We start from the raw sequence: 19,549 nt of genomic DNA, 5'->3' as shown, positions 1-19,549 counted from the left end.
GTGTGTCAGTCGACAGCATTGCTTAATGTGCCCCCGTCATCGCGAGCAAGCTTGCTCCTACAAGGAGGGTTGGTGAACGGCTGTCGAAAATGTTCCCCCCGCCGACACGCTTCTGTTAAAAACCGGACTTCAGTTTTTTACCGACGGACCATCCGATGCCCTCCTCCCCGCTCACACGTCTGCGCCGACGCTGGCTGCCCTTGCTGTGCATGGCCGCGCTGATTGTCGGTCTGCCGGTGAGTTGCGGCGTGCTTGAGCACACCGAGCGCGAGCTGCTGTTTCGTATCGAGCCGGGCACGGCGGGCTGGTATCGCGGTTTGCCGAAGGACGTTCAAGAATTCGACATCCAGCCCGCCAGTTTCAAGGATGGGCAAAACCTGCATGCCTGGTGGTGGCCGGCGGCTCGTCGTGATGCGCCTTCGATTCTCTATTTGCACGGTGTGCGCTGGAACCTCACCGGCCAGGCGTTTCGCATCGAACAATTGCGCGCCATGGGCTATTCCGTCCTGGCGATCGACTACCGCGGGTTTGGTCAGAGCAAAGGCGATCTGCCGTCGGAAGCCAGTGTGTATGAAGACGCACGAGCTGCCTGGGAACGCTTCACAACGATGCAACCGGACGCCAGCAAGCGCCTGATCTATGGCCATTCCCTCGGCGGCGCGGTAGCCATCGACCTCGCGTCAGACCTGGCCGCACAGGCGAAAAAGAACCATGTCGCGGTCCCGGTGCGCGGTCTGGTGATCGAGTCCACGTTCACGTCACTGGGCGATGCCGTGGCCCAAGTGGCCGAAAGTAACCTGCCGGTGAAATGGCTGCCAGTGCGCTGGCTGCTGTCGCAGAAATTCGATTCCATCGACAAGATCGTCGACATCGACATGCCGCTGCTGGTCGTGCATGGCCTGGCCGATGCATTCATGCCGTCGCGCTTCAGCCAGCAGTTGTTCAACGCCGCCAGCGAGCCCAAGCGCCTGTTGTTGGTGCCGGGCGGTACGCACAACAACAGCATGAGCCTGGGCGGCACCCAGTATCGCCAGGCACTTGAAGGCCTGATGAAAGCAAAACCGCCGCAGATGGCCGGGCCGGCACTGGCTCGCGGTTCTCAGGACTCCTGACGTTTAGCGATAACCTCGCGCCTGCAAGTTGAACAATTGCGCGTAACGCCCTCCGGCGGCCACCAGACTGGCGTGATCGCCGCGTTCAAGGATCGCCCCCTGATCCAGCACGATGATGTGGTCGGCATTACGCACGCTGGAAAAACGATGGGAAATCAACAGCGTCATGCGGCCTTCGGTGTGCTCGCTGAAATGCTCGAACACCGCCGCTTCCGCCGCCGGGTCGAGGGCTGAGGTCGGCTCATCCAGAATCAGGATATCGGCGTCACGGCGCATGTAGGCACGGGACAAGGCAATCTTCTGCCATTGCCCGCCAGACAGTTCCTGGCCGCCGGCAAACCAGCGGCCCAATTGGGTGGCATAGCCGCGATCCAGACGCTCAATGAAAGGCGCGGCCATGCCCTCGGCGGCAGCGGCTTGCCAGCGCTGCTCATCGTTGAACGCCAAGGTGTCACCGACACCGATGTTCTCGCCCACGGAGAACTGGTAGCGAATATAGTCCTGGAAAATCACGCCGATACGCCGGCGCAGCGCATCCTCATCCCATGCCTGCAAGTCACTGCCGTCCAGCAGGATGCGCCCCTGGTCGGGACGGTACAGGCGGGTCAGCAGCTTGATCAGCGTGGTCTTGCCCGAACCGTTCTCCCCCACCAGCGCCACGCTGTGCCCCGGCACGAGGTGCAGATCAATGCCCTCCAGCGCCGCGCGGCTCGCGCCCGGATAGCTGAACCCGACGTTTTCGAAACGCAGACCATCGCCGGGCAGCGCGCCTACGGTCAGGCTGCCGGAGTCGGCCACCACGGGTTCAGCCAGGTATTCATAGAGACTGGACAGATACAGTCCGTCTTCGTAAAGACCACTGATGGCGCTCAAGCTGCTGCTCACTGCGGTCTGCCCCTGCTTGAACAGCACCAGGTACATGGTCATCTGGCCAAGGGTGATGCTGCCGTGGACGGTGTCGACCACCACCCACGCGTAGGCCAGATAAAACGCCCCCGTGCCCAGTAATCCCAGGACAAAACCCCAGCCATCGCGGCGCAGGGTCAGCCGACGGTCTTCAGCGTAAAGACGCGCGAACGTATCGCGATAACGCTTCAACAGCAGTGGCGCGAAGCCGAACAGCTTGACCTCTTTGATGTAGCCCTCGTGGGAGAGCAGCGTCTCGATGTAGTTCTGCTGCCGGCTCTCCGGCGCACGACGGGTAAACAGCCTGAAGGCGTCCCCGGAAAAATGTGCTTCGGCAAAAAATACCGGCAACGCACCCACCACCAACAACACCAGCGCCCACGGCGAAAAATGCACCAGCAACACACCAAAACTGATCAGCACAATCAGGTTCTGGATCAACCCCAACGACTTCATCACCAGCGCCAACGGCCGGGTCGACGCCTCGCGCCGGACCCGCACCAGCTTGTCGTAGAACTCGGAATTCTCGAACTGGACCAGCGACAACGTCTGGGCTTTCTCCAGAATCATTGTGTTGACCTTCTGCCCCAACTGCACTCGCAACAGCGATTGCTGAACCGACAGCGCCCGCTGGGTCCCGGACAGCAACGCGAGCACACCGGCTTCAAACAGCACGTAACGCACCACCGGCCACAACGGCGCACTGCCCTGCTGCGCGTGCAGTTGCATGGCGAAAACCACCGCGTCGACGATGCGTTGGCCAAGCCAGGCAGCCAATGCCGGGAGTACGCCTGCGATCAGGGTCGCCAGCACCAGGCCCAGAAACAACCCGCGAGAAGTAGCCCAGACAAGGAGCAAGGCGCGTCTGGCCTGATCGAGCAATGAGGTGACGCGGGAAAGGGCCGCTGGCATGTTTATCGGTTGCGCTTGCGCGGTTTCGTCATTTCTTTTCGTAAAGGTGAAGGCCCGATGGGGAACACCAGCCCGGGGGGAAGAGGACCACCATTTTCCCACTCTTCCATCATCCGCCTCAGCTCAGGCGGCATTTCAGTCGGCGCTTTGCATGACATTTGATCACCCTATTGTTTTGCGAATTCGACACAACTCACTTTTGATACATCAATAACCAGGGCCTTTGCCCTTCCAGGTAACAGATTGCCGTCGCTATCGATCCAGCGAGGGAACTCCAGAACGAATTGTCCGTTAGCAGGCTCCGATGGCCATTCGCTTGGCCAGCCAAACAGACGTTTCCCTCCGATCAAATGCAATATCACGAAACCCTGTCTCGATGAAAAAGCACTGTACCACTCGCAAGGGAACGATTTTTTAGCCGTTATTTTCAGTTTCCTGAGTAACGCATGAAGCCTGTCGCCATGAGCGATATGACAGGAAAGAAACCCCATCACCAGCGCAATCACTGCCGACCATAACGCCTCCGATTTCCTGTCCCACACGCCGATCGAAAAAAATCGTTCTCCCGCCAGTAGCAACAGTCCTTCCAAACCGACCACCAGCGACTGAATCACAAACGTAAAAATCAGTGCCTGGACAATCTGTCCAAAAGTGTCCGGGCGCTTGAACGCCGTGAGCGAGTAAAAAATCCACGCCGCTAAAAACCCCGGAAGCAGATACTGCAGTAGCGGGATCACGTCCTTGATCAAGCTGTCCATTGCCCTTTCCAATCCATTGAAAATTCGTCCCGGAGCAAATAAATACAGCACCTCTACAGCCTGTGTCATCCACTGCTGAAGCGCTGTCGTCACAAGAGATTTCGGGACTACAGGCGGGACTACAAGCGAAAAATCCTCCTACATTCAACAAGGAAAAACTGGACAAAAACTCAATCCAGATCCGACGTCACGTGCTCCAAAAACCGCGCTCGATAACGCCCCGGACTCTCCCCCGTCCACTTCTTGAACGCCCGGTGAAACGCACTCGGCTCCTGAAACCCCAACTGTTCGGCAATGTCACCAATGCTGGCCTTGCTCTGCCGCAATTGCTCAAACGCAACCCCGCGCCGCACCTCGTCCTTGATTTCCTGATACGAACACCCTTCCCGCTCCAGCTTGCGGCGAAAGGTACTGGGGCTCAGGTGTTGTTCCAGAGCAAAGGCCTGCAAGGTCGGCCATTGGCTGTAGTGACTGTTGCGCAAACGCTGGTGGACTTGCGACGCGAGCCCATGCTGGTTGCGGAAGCGAATCACCAGCCATTGCGGCGCGGTACGCAGAAACACTTTCAGCGAAGCCAGGTCCTGGACCACCGGCAAGCGCAGGTAGTGGCTGGCGAATTCGATTTCGGTGCGCTCGGCGCCGAAGGTCAGGTTAGGCCCCCAGAGCAAACGGTCATCGCTGAGGGACACGCGCTTGTGGCGAAAGTCCGCGCGGTCGATGGGAATACGCCGACCACCCAGCCAGCACATCAGGCTGATCATCAGCACCAGAAAAGTTTCCTCGCCAAAACGCGCAACATCATCGTTTTTCGCACAGGTATCCAGGCTGATGACTGCACGTTTGCCGCGCACCGTCAGCGTGCCGCGAAAATCGCGAAGGAACAGGGCAAAGTTGTTCAGGCACTGGCGCATGGCTTTGTGCAGGTCGGGTTCCTGAATCAGGGCCCGGCAAATCAGGGCGAAGCTGCCCGGCGGCATGCCGTGGGAGTCGAGCCGGAAGAACTCGTCATCGAGCTCGCGAATCTGGATCAACCAGAGTGCGGCAAACGCACTGGCCGGCACCCGCGACACGGGCTGTTCGATCAACGCCGGGTCGATACCTGCCTGTTCCAGCGCAGCCCGCCGCCGCTGCGGATTGTCCCCCAGCCCATGGATCATCGCCTGCACAAAGTAGGCGGCCACCGAATCCTTTTCCCGCATCTGAACGCTTCGCTCCCCATCACCCGAATGGCAAAAAACACCAGCACCGTTGAACAGTTCCGGCATAGGACAACCGCCCCGCCGGTTCTAGACTCGCGGCCAATAGTACGCCTTCGGCCGCTGTGGCGGCCAAGGTATCGCGGGGTTTGACCGGAAGGACGGGTACATGAATCTGCAAAACATTGGCGTGATCGGCGCAGGCACCATGGGCAACGGCATTGCACAAGTCTGCGCCCAGGCAGGGTTCAACGTGACCTTGATCGATATCTCCGAGAGCGCCCTGCAAAAGGCTGTTGCGACCGTCGGCAAAAACCTCGATCGGCAAGTTGCCAAGGACACGCTGACAGAAGCTCAAAAGCTCGCCGCCCTCGACAAGATCCGCACCAGCACCGACTACAGCAGCTTGCACAACGTGCAACTGGTGATCGAAGCCGCCACCGAAAACCTCGACCTGAAACTGCGCGTGCTGCAACAAATCGCCGCGCAGGTCAGCGCCGAATGTGTGATCGCCTCCAATACGTCGTCGCTGTCGATTACCCAACTTGCCGCCAGCGTCAGCCAGCCCGAGCGCTTCATCGGCCTGCACTTCTTCAATCCGGTGCCGGTGATGGGCCTGATCGAAGTGATTCGCGGCCTGCAAACCAGCGACGCAACCCACGCCCTGGCGCTGGACATGGCAACCACCCTGGGCAAAACCGCGATCACCGCCGGTAACCGTCCGGGCTTTGTGGTCAACCGGATTCTGGTACCGATGATCAACGAAGCGATCCTGGTGTTTCAGGAAGGCCTGGCCAGCGCCGAAGACATCGACGCCGGGATGCGCCTGGGTTGCAACCAGCCCATCGGCCCGCTGGCACTGGCCGACCTGATTGGCCTGGACACCGTGCTGGCGATTCTTGAAGCCTTCTACGACGGCTTCAACGACAGCAAATACCGCCCCGCGCCACTGCTCAAGGAAATGGTTGCCGCCGGTTATCTGGGACGCAAGACGGGGCGTGGCTTCCATGCCTATGCCTGAGCGTTGCTCACGTTTCGCCGAGTACCGCGACAAGGTGCTGGAGCTGTTTGCCAGCAAAGGTTTCGGTCAGGTCGGCATGCGTGAGCTCGCGACGTGCCTGGGGCTTTCCCCGGGTTCGTTGTATCACCATTACCCCAGCAAACAGCACTTGCTGCTCGACCTGATCGAGGAGTTCTACGAAGAGCTGTTGGCAACCCTGGGGCGCATCGAGCAAAAGTCTCCGGCCAAGCGCGACAGGCTCAACAGCCTGATCCGCGCGCATTTGAATCTGCATCAGGAAATGCCCTGGCATTTTCGTCTGGTGGAACGCGACAGCGGCTGCCTGAATGACGAACAGCAGGCGCGCGTTCGGCAGTTGCGCGAACAGTACGAACGCACATTGCTGCTGATGCTCGGGACCAAACCCCGTCTCAGTGAACAGGCGCAACAGGCCGCCGGACATGCCATCGCCAATCTGCTGAACAGCGCGCCCTGCTGGCTGGCGCACCATCTGCTGGATGAGCCTGAGCGTAATGAACTGCTGGAAAACCTCGTGGCTGGGGCCATTGAGCGTTTGCTGCGACCCTCGGCACCACGTGCAGCGGCCTGAGAAACCAGACCGGTTTCAGTGGATCGAGCGAGCCACCGATGCAAAGCGTAAACCCACGCCGCATAATGGCGCGCCCTCAAACACAAAAAGGAATTCGTGTGTTATCCCGCCCCCGCACCCTCTGGTCATGGCTCTACTACCCCCTGAGCGCTATCGCCGTCTTCGTACTGACGCTGCACATCGCCGCCTTTGACTGGTTGCTGATAACGCCCATCGATGTCGGCGGCACTTTTATGGGGGGAGGCATGGCAACCCAGCTTTATCTGATGGGCTGGGGCGCTGCCAGCGTCGGCCTGTTGCTTGCCGTTGTGTGTCGTTTGCCCGGATCAATCTACGGCTGGATCAGCGCCGGGCTTTTGCCCGTGGGCATTGGCGCCTGGTGGCAACTGAACTATCCGGCAAACGCCGACCAAATGATTTTGAGTACCAGCCGACAGGAGATCGGCGTGGCCATGCTGATCGGCGCAGTGCTCCTATGCAGCGGCCTGTATGCCCGCTCGAGAATCAAAAGCCGCGCCTCAAAAACATCGCCATCACGCTCGGCAATGTCAGGGCGAATGGCCGTGGCGACCACGCTGCTCATCTTGTTTGTCGGCGTGCCCATGGCCATTTTCAAGCAACAGTCGTTACCGAACTGCGCCTTCAACAAGGCCGGTCAACAGTTGACGGTCTGCCTGGGCGAAGACGATGTCCCGGTGGTCGTGGATTGAGCGATAACCCGCACCGTTTCAATAGAAAAAACATCTAAACGATTTTTGCCAATCCCCACCTCTAAGGCTTTGCTAATGCCGTTGTAGGAGCGTGCGGTCTGGATAAACGCGGAGTTCTGGAGACCATCGCGAGCAGACTCGCTCCTACAGGAAAACCCACCTCCGTCTGTTGGCAACGGGAGCAAACAATGAAAATCAATCCCTACCTCATCTTCAACGGCGACTGCAAAGCCGCGTTCACTTTCTATGCCCAGGCCCTTCAAGGCCAGCTCGACGTCATGATGACCTTCGGTGAAAGCCCGGCGCGCGAGCACTTTGCGCCGGACCTGCACAACCTGATCATTCATACCCGCCTGTCGGTGGGCGATCAGGCGATCATGGGGTCGGACACCACACCTGATCGCCCCACGGATGACATGGCCGGTTGTTCGGTCTCGCTGAACGTCGACAGCATTGCCGAGGCGAAACGGGTCTTCAACGCATTGGCGGAAGACGGCAGCGTGCAAATGCCCCTGGAAGCGACCTTCTGGGCCGCACGTTTCGGGATGCTGGTCGACCGGTTTGGTGTGTCGTGGATGGTCAATTGCGAAAAGGATCAGTGACTTTACCGGCAAGCAAACGCCCAACCTGAAAAGGCTGGGCGTTCTGGACACTCCCGGACCGTCTGCTACCGTCAACAGGCCACCCCGCCTCGCAGCAGAACCGTCGGAGGAAACCCACCATGCCTGCCCATGACGCGCCCTGGTCCACCCGTTTGAAAATATCGCTGCTGGCGACAGCGCTCGCCGGAACCCTGCTGGGTTTGAGTGGTTGCGCCACGGTCGATGCCCAGACCACTGCTTATGTGGGTGTCGAGCATCCCGCGCCGACGCTGGCCAGTGAAGTCGTGGTGTTGCGTACCGAACCCCTTCGCCCGCACATTCGATTGGGTGAAGTGCTGATCGATGCCAGCGTTGATCCCGCCCCCCCGATCACCCAGGTAGAAGGAAAACTTCGGGACGAGTCAGCCAAACTCGGTGGCGATGCCGTGGTGGTGGTCTACGACCATATCCAACCGATGGGCGCTTATGTCAACGGGCCGCTGTGGGCTCGTGATGTAAGAACCATTGAGGGACGCAAACTCAAAGGGATCGTGATCAAGTACCGGTAGCGGCCGCGCCTAACCCTTCACGCACACCACCTGACGCAATGTATGCAGCACTTCCACCAGCTCGCGTTGGGCGTGCATCACGCGGTCGATGTCTTTGTAGGCCATCGGTATCTCATCGATCACCGCCGCATCCTTGCGGCACTCGACGTGGGCGGTGGCGCGGATCTGATCTTCGACGGTGAACAGGCTTTTCGCTTTGGTACGGCTCATGGTGCGGCCAGCGCCGTGGCTACAGGAGCAGAACGATTGCTCGTTGCCGAGCCCGCGAACGATGAAGCTTTTCGCGCCCATCGATCCCGGAATGATCCCCAGCTCCCCCTTCTGCGCCGACACCGCGCCTTTGCGGGTGACCAGGATTTCCTGACCAAAATGCCGCTCTTTCTGCACGTAGTTGTGGTGGCAGTTCACCGCCTCCAGGGCGACGTCGAACGGCTTGCCGATCACTTTCCGTGCCGCCTGAATCACCGATTGCATCATCAACGCACGGTTCTGCCTGGCGAAATCCTGGGCCCAACCGACGGCTTCAACGTAATCATCAAAATGCCGGCTGCCTTCTTCGAAGTAAGCCAGGTCACGGTCCGGCAAATTGGCGATGTGCTGGCGCATGTCGGCCTGGGCCAGTTGAATGAACAAGCAGCCAATGGCGTTGCCAACCCCGCGTGAGCCGCTGTGCAGCATGAACCAGACCCGATTGGCCTCATCCAGGCACACCTCAATGAAATGGTTGCCGCTGCCCAACGTGCCCAAGTGCCCTCGATTGTTGGTGCTGGCGAGTTTCGGGTATTTATCGGTGATCGCCTTGAACCGTTGGTTCAAGGCAGCCCAGGCATGATCGGCCTGTTTCGGAACGCTGTCCCAGGCACCTTTGTCCCGCACGCCTCGACCAACGGTGCGCCCATGGGGCACCGCTTTTTCGATCGCACAACGCAAGCCATGCAGGTTGTCCGGCAAATCAGCGGCGGTCAGCGACGTGCGCGCGGCGATCATGCCGCAGCCAATATCCACCCCGACGGCGGCCGGGATGATCGCGCCCACGGTAGGAATCACACTGCCGATGGTCGAGCCCTTGCCCAGGTGCACGTCGGGCATCACCGCCAAGTGCTTGAAGATGAACGGCATCTTCGCGGTGTTGATCAATTGCTGCCTGGCTTCGTTTTCTACCGGAACGCCTTCGGTCCAGAGCTTGATCGGTTTGCCGTTGGCGACTTCCAGCAGTTGATAGGTACGGTCTTGCATGATTCGGTTCTTTCCGGTGGCCGATGATCCGGCGCTGTGCTGAAGACTCAGCCGTGCGTTGAGTCTTCATGATATCGCAGCGAAACCACGTTGCAGATCCTCAATCAACGCCTCGACATCCTCCAGCCCGATGTGCAAGCGCAGCACCGGATTCAATGAACGGTCCGCCGCACTCTGGCGATCCTGGGTGTCGGCCACGGTGATCAGACTTTCGAAACCGCCCCAGGACGCGCCCAATCCGAACATCTGTAACGCATCGATGAAGCGCTCGACATAAGCGGCGTCCGCCTCGTTCAGCTCAAAGGACAGCAAGCCGTTGCTGCCCTTGAAGTCCCGTTGCCACAAGGTGTGGCCAGGGTGGTCGGGCAAGGCTGGATGGAACACCCGTTTCACCTGCGGTTGCGCTTGCAGCCAATGGGCGATTTCCAGCGCCTGGCGCTCATGCACCTCCAGTCTCGGTGCCAGGGTTCGTGCGCCGCGCAATACCAGATAAGCGTCATCCGGGCTGACGGTGACGCCAAAGGTGTCGCTCATGGTTGCCAGCGGTTGCCAGACTTCTTCGCGAGTGCAGACGCTGCCCATGACCACATCGCTGTGACCGCACAGGTACTTGGTCAGCGCCATGATCGAGATGTCCGCGCCGAGGGTCAGCGGTCGGTACAGGTAACCCGAGCCCCAGGTGTTGTCGACGGCCAGCAGAATGCCTCGCGGTTTGCACAGGGCGGCGATGGCCGGCAAGTCGCAGAGTTCGTACAGCAAGGAGCCCGGGACTTCGGTGTAGACCATTTTGGTGTTGGCTTGCAGTTGCGCCTGCAAATCGCTGCCGTCGGGGACGAAGTAGCTGACCTGGATGCCGAACGGTTCAAGAAATTCCCGGGCCAGACGCCGCACCGGTGCGTACACCGCATCGGTGATCAGCACATGATCGCCGGGGCGCAGGTAGGCCAGAAACGTCTGCGCGACCGCCGCCAGCCCGGTGCCGAACAGACGGGTGCGATAACCGCCTTCCAGTTCGGTGACCAGGTCTTCGAGGGCGAACGCGGTTGGATTGCCGCGCGCGCCGTAACTCAACACCCGCTCGGTGTCACGGCGGGCACGGGCGTCACGCATTTGCGCGAGGTTGTCGAACAGTACCGTGCTCAGACGGGTGACCGGCACGTTGACCGAACGACCGCCACTGCCCTGCTCCGTACGCGCCGAATGGACCAGGCGTGTGCGTACCCGCGCGTCCTCGGTGGCTTGAGGTTGCAGCGGTTTGAGACTGGCGATTTCCTCGTCGCTCATCTGCGCCAGCAAGCCGATTTCCCAGGCCAGGTACTGCCGCGCCGCGTCCTTGTTGCCGGAGTGCCGATCATGGGTGAAGAACAGGAAATCGATGCATTGTTCATTGGCCGGTGTGTCCGGACTTTCTTGCACCGCGAAATCCGCCGCACGCCAGGCAGCGAGCCCGCCGTCCAGCAGTCGCAGTTGTGCGCGCTGGGTTTCCGGCAATTCCTGCGCCGCGAATGCGGCCAGCAATGGATCATCGGCCACCAAGACCAATGGCCGGTTCTCACCGGCTACGTGCGTCGCGAGCAGCGAACGGATCGACCAGCGAGAGCCGGCAATATGGCCCTTGCGAAAGGTCATACTCGGGCGCAAATCGATTAGCGCGACGGTGTCGTCCTTCAACGCGTCGGACAGTGCCTGCACCGAGATCGATGGCAACGCCTCATGGGCGGCAACTTCGGCCTCGGGCAACGCCAGATCGCTGCTCACGCCCCCCTCAAGCACATACGCCTCATGTCCCAACTGCCGCAGCCAGCTCGCGACAATTGGCGCACGCACGCCATCGCTATCAATCAGCACCAACCGTGCCTGACGCACGCCGACATACAGGTCGGTGGATTGAATCAACTGCCCGCCCGGCGTGTGTTGTGAACCGGGCAGACTGCCAGCGGCAAACTCCTCGGCAGTGCGCACGTCGCACAGAAACAGACTGCGCCCGACCTCTTCGGCCCACTGCGCGACTTGCTGGGCCACAACGGTTTTCACCCCAGACCGCTCCGCCAGTCCGGCAGCGGCCACACGCTGTGCGGCCAAGGGCGCAACAGACACGGCATCGGCATAACGACGGCTGCTGCCGTGCTCCAGCTGAAAATCTTCGAGGTACCAGCCCTGAGTACCGTTCTCCAACGCGTAGACCGGATTCTTCAAGCCCAGGTTGATCAGCGTTTGCGCGCCGATAATGCTGCGGGTCCGGCCGGCGCAATTGACCACGATTGGCGTGGTGTCATCCGGCACCAGATCGTGGATGCGATAGCCCAGCTCACCGTTCGGGCAGCACACGGAACCGGGAATGGTCATCTTGCGGTATTCATCGAACGGCCGGCCGTCCAGCACCACCAGCGGCTCGCCACGGCCTTGCCATTCGGCCAACTGCTGCGCGGTGACATGCGGCGTGTGGCTGGCCTCTTCCACCAATTCGCCGAACGCCTTGGACGGCACATGCACGCCGGCAAACAGCTGATAACCGGCAGCCTGCCAGCCATCGGCACCACCCTCGAGAACGTGCACGCGCTCATACCCCAACGCCTGAAGACGCTGGGCAGAACGCGTAGCGACATCGCCGCCATTCTGGTCATAGACCACCAGCCGCACCTGAGGGTTCGGCGCCAGCCGCCGAGCCTCCAGCTCCAGTCGGCTGTAGGGCAGATTGACCCCGAAAAACAGATGGGCCTCGCCATACTGGCCGTGTTCGCGCACATCAAACAGGGCAATTTCCTGCCCGTCGAACAGCCACTGCTGCAATTGCCCTGGGGTTACGGTCTGGCTCATGGAAGTCCCGCTTGAAAAAGAAATTATTGAAGCGCCAGAGAGCGCTCATTGGCCGCCACGTCGCGGCCCTTCGCATACGCACGCTGAATCGCCGGCCGTGCCTTGAGGCGTTCGCGCCAGGCGTGGATGTGCGGGAAGTCCGCCAGGTCCTGGCCCTGACGTTGCGGCTGGATCCACGGGAAAATCGCCATGTCGGCAATGGAGTACTCGCCCGCCACATACGGCACGTCAGCCAGACGCGTTTCCAGCACCCGATACAGCCGCGTCGCTTCGGCATTGAGCAGGTCGAGAGCGAACGGAATCGGTTGCGGCGCCTTCTCCTTGAACACCTGCAACTGACTCAGGTACGGCGTGATATGCCCCACCTGCCAGAACAGCCATTCCTGGACTTTCTGCCGCTCGACGCTGCCGGCAGCGGGCAGAAAACGCCCGGCCTTGTCGGCCAGGTAATTGAGAATGGCGCCGGATTCGAACAGGTTCAGCGGCTCGCTCAAACCCTCGGGTGCATGGTCGACAATCGCCGGGATCCGCCCATTGGCGCTGATCCGCTGGAACGCCGCCTGCTTCTGCTCGCCCTCGCGGATGTTGATCGGCACCACTCGGTAATCCAGTCCGAGTTCTTCAAGCAGGATGCCGATCTTCAAACCGTTGCCGGTCGGCCAGTAGTACAAATCGATCATGCGTAGGCCTTGATCGACGGCGCCATTTGCGAGGCGTTGTAATTGAGAATGCGCCCGTCCGCTTCGACGCCATAACGACCGTTGAGGGATTCCAGCGGCAAGCCGTAGAGATGGAAATGCAAGGTCGCACTCTCGCCTTCAACGCGAATGCCGTGCAGGTCTTCACCGAGAAACGAAATCGACGTGCCGGGTTGCACGATCACTTCCTTTTGCAGGTGCAGGGTGGTGAAACCTGGCTCGCGGCCTTCGTCATCGCGACCATAGACGTAGTTGATCTCCTGGCCTTCGACGGCGCTAATGATCGCCCAGGTTTCATGGTTGTGCGGGAGCGTGCTTTTGCCCGGCAACAACGAGTTCAGGTACAGCGTCGGCGTGTCGCCGTCGTCATTCAGACGGTAGCGAAACGCGGTGCTGCCCTGCCCCGGCACTGGCGCGGGAAACGCGTCGAAATTGAACAGATCGCGGCGCTCGGCCAGGGCTTCCAGCAGGGAGACGATCTCCACCAGCGCGGCGCGGTCGACGCCACGTTGGTTGATGACGCGGATTTTCTTCAGGAAATCCTCGATGACGGCGGCACGGTTTTCGGTACTCATGGACAGGCTCCTCGGTATTAGACGGACAGGCTGTAGCGACCCAGGTTGGTCAGCAGATACGGATCGTTGGCAACGGCGGGACGGCGTCCCGGATCACCCAAGGCATGGCGCAGGAATTCCTGGGTGCGCTCGCTGCTCGGGTGCTGGAAAATCTGTGCGGCGCTGCCGTGCTCGACGATCACGCCGTTTTCGGTGAAGTAGACGATGTCGCTGATCTCTTCAGCGAAGCGCATTTCATGGGTGACCAGCACGCAGGTCATGCCCTCTTCGGTCAGCTCGCGAATCACCGTCAGCACTTCACCGACGGTTTCCGGGTCAAGGGCCGAGGTCACTTCATCGAACAGGATCAATTCCGGGCGCATCGCCAGCGCCCGGGCAATCGCCACACGTTGTTGCTGGCCGCCGGACAGTTGCCCCGGATAGGCATCGGCCTTGTGCTCCATGCGCACTTTCGCCAGCAAGGCACGCGCTTCTTTTTCGGCCTCGATGCGGCTGCGCCCCAACACCTTGCGCGGCGCAATCACCAGGTTCTCCAGCACCGACAAATGCGGGAACAGGTTGTACTGCTGAAAGACAAACCCCACGCGCTTGCGCAACTCGATGCGCTGGGCTTCCTGCGCCAGCGTGTGCACCTCGGTGGTGCCGACGCGGATGCTGCCGCGTTGCGGCTGCAACAACCCGGTGATGCAGCGCAGGATGGTTGATTTACCGGAACCGGACGGGCCGATGATCGACACCGCCTGCCCACGATGAACGTCGAGGTCGATGCCTTTGAGCACCGGGTTGCTGGCGAACGACAGGTGCAAATCGCGCAGGCTGACCAGAGGCTCGGCGACGGTTTCAGTAGAAGGCATAACGTCGCTCCAGGCGTTGGGTGAGACGGGAAATCGGGTAGCAATAAGCGAAGAACAGCACCAGCAGGCTCAGGTAGATCACCACGGTGAAGCCGGTCATGTTCACGGTGTTGCTGGCGATCTGGGCGGTGTCGATCACGTCATGCACACCCACCAGCGAGGCCAGCGCCGTGCCCATGGTGATCACCGCGTAGAGGTTCATCCACGGCGGCAACATGCGTTTGAAGCACTGCGGCAGGATGATCGAGCGAAAAATCTGCCCACGTGTGAACGCCAGCGAACGGGCCGCTTCCCACTGCGTACTCGGAATCGAAGCGATGGCGCCACGGAAGATTTCCGCGACATTGGCACTTGCCGGCAAGGCCAGGCCAATGGTCACCTTGACCCAGTCGGGGAACGAGACGTAGGTGCTGCCGATCTTGATCTCGAACGGGAACACATAGGTGGTGAAATAGATCAACACCAGCCACGGCGCATTGCGGAAAATCTGCACCCAGATCCGTGCCGGGAAACGCAGCAGACGCAGCGGCGACAACGCCAGTGCGCCCACCAGCAACCCCAGCACCGACCCCAGCGCGATGGCGACCAGACTGATCAGGATGTTTTGCCCGAAGCCCACGGCGAGGGCTGGCGACCATTGCAGCAGCGCCTTGAGCACCGGGCTTTGCGGGGCCAACCACAGCAACCCGAGCACAACGCAGATCAGCAGCAACAATTTGCCGACGTGCCGCCGTGGCCAGGTCACCGGCGCGGTGACGGACGATTCAATGGCCATAGCCGGGCATCCTCAGGCGCGCTTCCAGGTAGCGCCCCACACAATTGACGATAAAACTCAGCAGACCGAAAAAGCTCAGAATCAGGATCATCAGTTCCAGCACGTTATCGCTCTGGGTCCAGATCATGATCGACGCGTAGGTGATATCGCCCACGGCAATCGCCGAGGCGACGGCGGTCATCTTCACCAGGTCGATCAGGTTGTTGATCAACGATGGCAAGGCGAAGCGCAAGGCCAGCGGCAGTTGCACGTTCCACAACAACTGCCGAGCGTTGAACGCCAGGGAACTGGCCGCTTCCAGCGTCACGCCCGGCACCGCCTCGATGCCGGCGCGCAAGGCCTCGGCATGGAATGCGCCCTTGTGCAGCGAGATCACGATCACCACCCAGGCGAACGGCGTCAGCGGGTTCGCCGCGCCGACGGCCTGGGTCAGCAACATGTTCAGCACCAGGAAGGCGCAATACAGTTGCACCAGCGTCGGCGTGTTGCGGGTGACTTCGACGAACACCCGCGCCGGTTTCGCCAGCCACGGCTTGCCCGACGTCAGCATCGCCGCCAATCCCACGCCGGCGAGCAAACTGCCGACGATGGTGAACAGGCACAACAACACCGTGGTCAGCGCGCCCTGCACCAGGGTGCCGCGTTGGTAGGCGTCCAGCAGAAAGCTGTAGTTCAGACCGAACCCGGCGCTCCAGTGGACGAAAAGCTCCAGCCAGTGACTCATGCCGTACCCCGCAGTTGCGCGCAGGCCCGGGCAATGCGGCGTCCGGCTTCAGCCACGCTGTCGGTCGCGGTGGCGATGGACAGGCGGAACCACGGCGACAGGCCATAGGCACTGCCCGCTACGCCAGCCACCCCTTCCTCCAGCAAATAGGCGACGACGTCGGCGTCGCTGTTCAGGCGCACGCCGTCAGGACGATAACGGCCCAGCAAACCGGCGCAGCGCACAAACACGAAGAAACCGCCCTGAGGCTCAAGCACTTCGAGACCGTCTACGTCGCGCAACGTGCTCACCAACACATCCCTTCTCAGTTGATAAGCCGCAACGTGCTCAGGCAGGAAATCCAGCCCTCCGCCAAAGGCTGCCAATGCGGCCGCTTGCCCCACCGAGGAAGCCCCGGAAGTCGATTGCGACTGCACGACCGCCATGGCGCCCGTCAACAGCTGTGGCCCGGCACCGAAACCGATGCGCCAGCCGGTCATTGCGTAAGTCTTGGACACACCGCCGACCAACAGGCAGCGCGCTTGCAGATCCGGCGCGACATTGAGCAGGCTCTGCGGCGGCTGACCGTCGAAACGGATGTGCTCATAGAGTTCATCCAGCAGGATCAACACCTGCGGATGACGGCGCAGCACCTCGGCGAGCGCCTGCAACTCGGCTGCGCTGTAAACCGCGCCGCTGGGATTGCCGGGGCCGTTGAGGATCAACCAGCGCGTGCGCTCGCCGATGTGTTGCTCCAGTTGCGCGGCTGTCAGCTTGCAGCCCTGCTCCAGACCGCATTCGATAAACACCGGCTCGCCACCGTTGAAACGCACGCTGTCCGGAAACGACGGCCAGTACGGCGTGGGCACCAGCACTTCATCGCCTTCGTCGAGGGTCGCGGCAAAGGCGTTGAAGATGATTTGCTTGGCACCGTTGGCAATCACGATGGAGGGCAGCGAATACTCCAGTGCGTTTTCGCGCTGGAGCTTGCGCTGCACGGCAAGTCGCAAAGCCTTCACGCCCGGCGTCGGCGTGTACTTGGTGGCACCGGCGGCGATGGCGGCATATGCCGCCTGCTTGATGTGTTCAGGCGTGTCGAAATCCGGCTCGCCGGTGGTCAGGTCGAGAATGTCGCGACCGGCTTCGCGCAATTCGGTAGCGCGGGATTTGGCGGCGGCGTTGGCCGACAAGGACACACGCTGCACACGCCTGGAAAGTCTTAGTGTCATGGCTGGGCAACCTCCACGACCTTGCCCGGATTGAGCAGGTTTTTCGGGTCCAGCGCTTGCTTGATGCGCCGCATCAGATCCAGCTCCACCGGGCTTTTGTAGCGATCCAGCAGGCCCAGCTTGCGTTGGCCGATGCCGTGTTCGGCGCTGATCGAGCCGCCGTGGGCATGGGCGCTGTCGTGAACCAGCAGGCTGAGCGCCGCGTAGTTCGCCATGTGCGCATCCACCGTCGAATCCAGCGGATGAGCAACGTTGTAATGCAGGTTGCCGTCGCCCAGATGGCCGAAGGTGAAATGCCGCACACCGGGAAAGTGCGCCTGCAACAGCGCATCGGCGTGGCTGACGAACGCCACAACCTGGGAAATCGGCACCGAGATGTCGTGCTTCATGTTGCGGCCGGCACGTTTCTGCGCCTCGCTCATGTTTTCGCGCAACAGCCACAGCGCTTCACTTTGTGCGAGGCTTTCGGCGATCAGCGCATTGGCCAGCAAGTCTTTTTCGAACGCATCGCCGAGCACCACTTCAAAGGCTTCGCGGGCGTGAGTTTCGCTGTGGTTATCCGAGAGTTCCAGCAACGCGAACCAGGGTTGGCTGACACCGATAAAAGGTTGCGGCCCCTCGGGAAATTGCTCGCGCAGCAACGCCAGGCAATCGGCACTGAGCAGTTCAAAAGCGGTGAGGCTGGCGCCAAACCCGGCGCGGGCATGGGACAGGAATTGCACCGCCTGCGCCAGCGAGTCGAAGGCCAGCAACGCCGTGGCTTGTGCCTTGGGCAGCGGGAACAATTTCAGCGTGGCGGCGGTGATAATGCCGAGGGTGCCTTCACTGCCGATGTACAGATCGCGCAGGTCATAACCGGTGTTGTCCTTACGCAGACCGCGCAAGCCATTCCAGATTTCACCCTCGGCGGTCACCACTTCCAGCCCCAGCGTCAGCTCGCGGGTATTGCCGTAGCGCAACACGGCGGTGCCGCCGGCGTTGGTGCCGAGGTTGCCGCCAATCGTGCAACTGCCTTCGGCGCCCAGGCTCAGAGGAAACAGGCGACCGGCCTCACGGGCGACGTCCTGCACGTTTTGCAGAATGCAGCCGGCTTCGACGGTCAGCGTGTCGTTGTCGGTGTCCACGACGCGCACCCGATTCAGGCGATCCAGCAACAGCAACACCGCATGGCCGCTGGCGTCCGGGGTGGCGCCGCCCATCAGGCCAGTGTTGCCGCCCTGCACCACCACGGGTGTATCGGCGGCCACGCAGGCGCGGACCACTGCCGCGACCTCTTCGGTATTGGCCGGGTGCACGGCGGCAATGACCTGGCCGACGTAACGGCCCTGTTTATCGGTCAGGTACGGCGCGGCCTCTTCGCTGCTCTGCACATGGCTGGCGCCGAGCAGTTGCTGCAAGTCTACGAACAGACTCACGGAAGCACCGCCAGCGGCGCGGCGTTGCGATATTTTTCGTGCAAGTCACGCAGGGCCTGAGACGGCGCCATGCCGGTGCGTTCGCCCAGTTCGATCAGCCAGCCGCTGCGGTGCCAGTCGCGCACGATGGCATCGAGTTTCGCCTGGGTATCGTGCTCGCCTTTGCGCAACCAGATCACCGAGTTGGAGGGGATCAAATCACCCGGCAGCGGGATTTCATAACCGGCCCACTCGGCATCGCTCAACAACGCATGCATGGTCGGGCTGACATGCACCGCCGCCACGCAGCCATTGCCGCGCAGCGACAACAAAGACTCGGACTGGCTGCGGAACGCCTTGATCTCGGCGCCGTAGGTTTCCTGCAACGGCTTGATGAAGTTGCTGCCCTGGGACACGCACACCGGCTTGCCCTTGAGGTCGGCCCATTGGGTAATGCCCGAGCCTTTGCGAATCAACGCCGCGCCGCCCACCTCTTCATAAGGCGTGGGCACGTAATCGAGGATCTCGGCGCGCTCGTCGGTGAACTGCATGTTGGCGATCAGGATGTCGACCTTGCCCTGCTGCAAAAACTGCACGCGGTTCGGCGCCAGGACCGAAACAGTGTTGGCTTCGACACCCAAGGCCTTGGCAACGCCCTTGGCCAGTTCGACGTTGTAGCCCAAGTGCTCGCCGGTCTTCGGGTCGATGGTGCCAAACGGCGGCCCGCTGAGAATCACCCCGACACTGATGGCGTGGCGCTGCTCGATCTTGTCCAGCGTGGCATCGGCTTGAGCCAGGCTCGCGCCCAACACGACAGCGCCGGCCAGGCACAGCGAGGACAGGTTTTTTACGGAAAAATAGCGATTCATGCGCGACTACCTTGAACAGCCGTCGCGCAATGCGCCGGCGTAGTG

The 19,549-nt window shown here is 61.1% G+C and carries 19 protein-coding genes; 6 read left to right on the top strand and 13 right to left on the bottom strand.

Annotated features, from left to right (window positions below):
* Positions 1-155: 155 nt before the first annotated feature.
* Positions 156-1,112 (top strand): alpha/beta hydrolase, encoded by a 957-nt coding sequence (locus IB246_RS22505; protein ID WP_008041164.1) that lies wholly within the window; start codon positions 156-158, stop codon positions 1,110-1,112.
* Between the two features lie 3 nt (positions 1,113-1,115).
* Here IB246_RS22505 and IB246_RS22500 read toward each other — a convergent pair whose 3' ends face one another.
* The 3 genes from IB246_RS22500 to IB246_RS22490 form a co-directional block, all read right to left on the bottom strand.
* Positions 1,116-2,930, bottom strand: a complete 1,815-nt coding sequence (locus tag IB246_RS22500; RefSeq protein WP_008041165.1) for an ABC transporter ATP-binding protein — start codon at positions 2,928-2,930, stop codon at positions 1,116-1,118.
* A 167-nt stretch (positions 2,931-3,097) separates the two neighbouring features.
* Positions 3,098-3,688: a DUF6338 family protein gene (locus tag IB246_RS22495; protein WP_008041166.1), complete on the bottom strand. Its 591-nt coding sequence runs from the start codon at positions 3,686-3,688 to the stop codon at positions 3,098-3,100.
* Positions 3,689-3,858: 170 nt separating this feature from the next.
* The gene (locus IB246_RS22490) at positions 3,859-4,887 is read right to left on the bottom strand and encodes an AraC family transcriptional regulator (RefSeq protein WP_008041167.1); all 1,029 of its coding nucleotides are present in this window, start codon (positions 4,885-4,887) and stop codon (positions 3,859-3,861) included.
* Positions 4,888-5,053: 166 nt separating this feature from the next.
* On the opposite strand from IB246_RS22490, the gene IB246_RS22485 reads away from it, so the two are divergent.
* From IB246_RS22485 to IB246_RS22465, 5 genes are all read left to right on the top strand, one after another.
* Positions 5,054-5,905, top strand: coding sequence for a 3-hydroxybutyryl-CoA dehydrogenase (locus IB246_RS22485; protein ID WP_008032849.1), 852 nt, complete (start codon positions 5,054-5,056; stop codon positions 5,903-5,905).
* Positions 5,892-6,494: a TetR/AcrR family transcriptional regulator gene (locus IB246_RS22480; protein WP_008041168.1), complete on the top strand. Its 603-nt coding sequence runs from the start codon at positions 5,892-5,894 to the stop codon at positions 6,492-6,494. Before IB246_RS22485 ends, IB246_RS22480 begins: the two co-directional genes overlap by 14 nt.
* Before the next feature lie 38 nt (positions 6,495-6,532).
* On the top strand, positions 6,533-7,204 hold the full coding sequence (locus IB246_RS22475; protein ID WP_008041170.1) for a hypothetical protein: 672 nt from the start codon (positions 6,533-6,535) through the stop codon (positions 7,202-7,204).
* A 188-nt stretch (positions 7,205-7,392) separates the two neighbouring features.
* Positions 7,393-7,806: a VOC family protein gene (locus IB246_RS22470; protein WP_008041171.1), complete on the top strand. Its 414-nt coding sequence runs from the start codon at positions 7,393-7,395 to the stop codon at positions 7,804-7,806.
* Between the two features lie 119 nt (positions 7,807-7,925).
* A complete protein-coding gene (locus IB246_RS22465; RefSeq protein ID WP_008041172.1) occupies positions 7,926-8,354 on the top strand; it encodes a hypothetical protein in 429 nt (142 codons plus the stop codon).
* Between the two features lie 9 nt (positions 8,355-8,363).
* Here the strand turns inward: IB246_RS22465 and IB246_RS22460 are convergent, their stop codons facing one another.
* From IB246_RS22460 to IB246_RS22415, 10 genes are all read right to left on the bottom strand, one after another.
* Positions 8,364-9,590: an RtcB family protein gene (locus tag IB246_RS22460; protein WP_008041173.1), complete on the bottom strand. Its 1,227-nt coding sequence runs from the start codon at positions 9,588-9,590 to the stop codon at positions 8,364-8,366.
* 66 nt (positions 9,591-9,656) lie between these two features.
* A complete protein-coding gene (metC, locus tag IB246_RS22455) occupies positions 9,657-12,407 on the bottom strand; it encodes a cystathionine beta-lyase (protein ID WP_008041174.1) in 2,751 nt (916 codons plus the stop codon).
* Between the two features lie 23 nt (positions 12,408-12,430).
* Positions 12,431-13,087, bottom strand: a complete 657-nt coding sequence (locus IB246_RS22450; RefSeq protein ID WP_008041175.1) for a glutathione binding-like protein — start codon at positions 13,085-13,087, stop codon at positions 12,431-12,433.
* The gene (locus IB246_RS22445) at positions 13,084-13,680 is read right to left on the bottom strand and encodes a hypothetical protein (protein ID WP_008032837.1); all 597 of its coding nucleotides are present in this window, start codon (positions 13,678-13,680) and stop codon (positions 13,084-13,086) included. Before IB246_RS22445 ends, IB246_RS22450 begins: the two co-directional genes overlap by 4 nt.
* Before the next feature lie 17 nt (positions 13,681-13,697).
* On the bottom strand, positions 13,698-14,534 hold the full coding sequence (locus tag IB246_RS22440) for an amino acid ABC transporter ATP-binding protein (protein WP_008041176.1): 837 nt from the start codon (positions 14,532-14,534) through the stop codon (positions 13,698-13,700).
* On the bottom strand, positions 14,521-15,309 hold the full coding sequence (locus tag IB246_RS22435; protein ID WP_008041177.1) for an amino acid ABC transporter permease: 789 nt from the start codon (positions 15,307-15,309) through the stop codon (positions 14,521-14,523). The genes IB246_RS22440 and IB246_RS22435 overlap by 14 nt, the downstream gene beginning before the upstream one ends.
* Positions 15,299-16,033, bottom strand: coding sequence for an amino acid ABC transporter permease (locus IB246_RS22430; protein WP_008032829.1), 735 nt, complete (start codon positions 16,031-16,033; stop codon positions 15,299-15,301). The genes IB246_RS22435 and IB246_RS22430 overlap by 11 nt, the downstream gene beginning before the upstream one ends.
* Positions 16,030-17,241 carry an aminotransferase class I/II-fold pyridoxal phosphate-dependent enzyme gene (locus IB246_RS22425; protein ID WP_008041178.1) on the bottom strand — a complete coding sequence of 404 codons (1,212 nt, stop codon included), beginning with the start codon at positions 17,239-17,241 and terminating at the stop codon, positions 16,030-16,032. The genes IB246_RS22430 and IB246_RS22425 overlap by 4 nt, the downstream gene beginning before the upstream one ends.
* Positions 17,238-18,656, bottom strand: a complete 1,419-nt coding sequence (locus tag IB246_RS22420) for an FAD-binding oxidoreductase (RefSeq protein WP_008041179.1) — start codon at positions 18,654-18,656, stop codon at positions 17,238-17,240. The genes IB246_RS22425 and IB246_RS22420 overlap by 4 nt, the downstream gene beginning before the upstream one ends.
* Positions 18,653-19,504, bottom strand: a complete 852-nt coding sequence (locus IB246_RS22415) for a transporter substrate-binding domain-containing protein (RefSeq protein ID WP_008041180.1) — start codon at positions 19,502-19,504, stop codon at positions 18,653-18,655. The genes IB246_RS22420 and IB246_RS22415 overlap by 4 nt, the downstream gene beginning before the upstream one ends.
* Positions 19,505-19,549 lie beyond the last annotated feature (45 nt).

The organism is Pseudomonas sp. PDM01, from assembly GCF_014852325.1.
Taxonomy (GTDB): Bacteria; Pseudomonadota; Gammaproteobacteria; order Pseudomonadales; family Pseudomonadaceae; genus Aquipseudomonas; species Aquipseudomonas migulae.
Note: the sequence above shows the minus strand (reverse complement) of the source record. Positions and strands in the feature narration are given on the sequence as shown.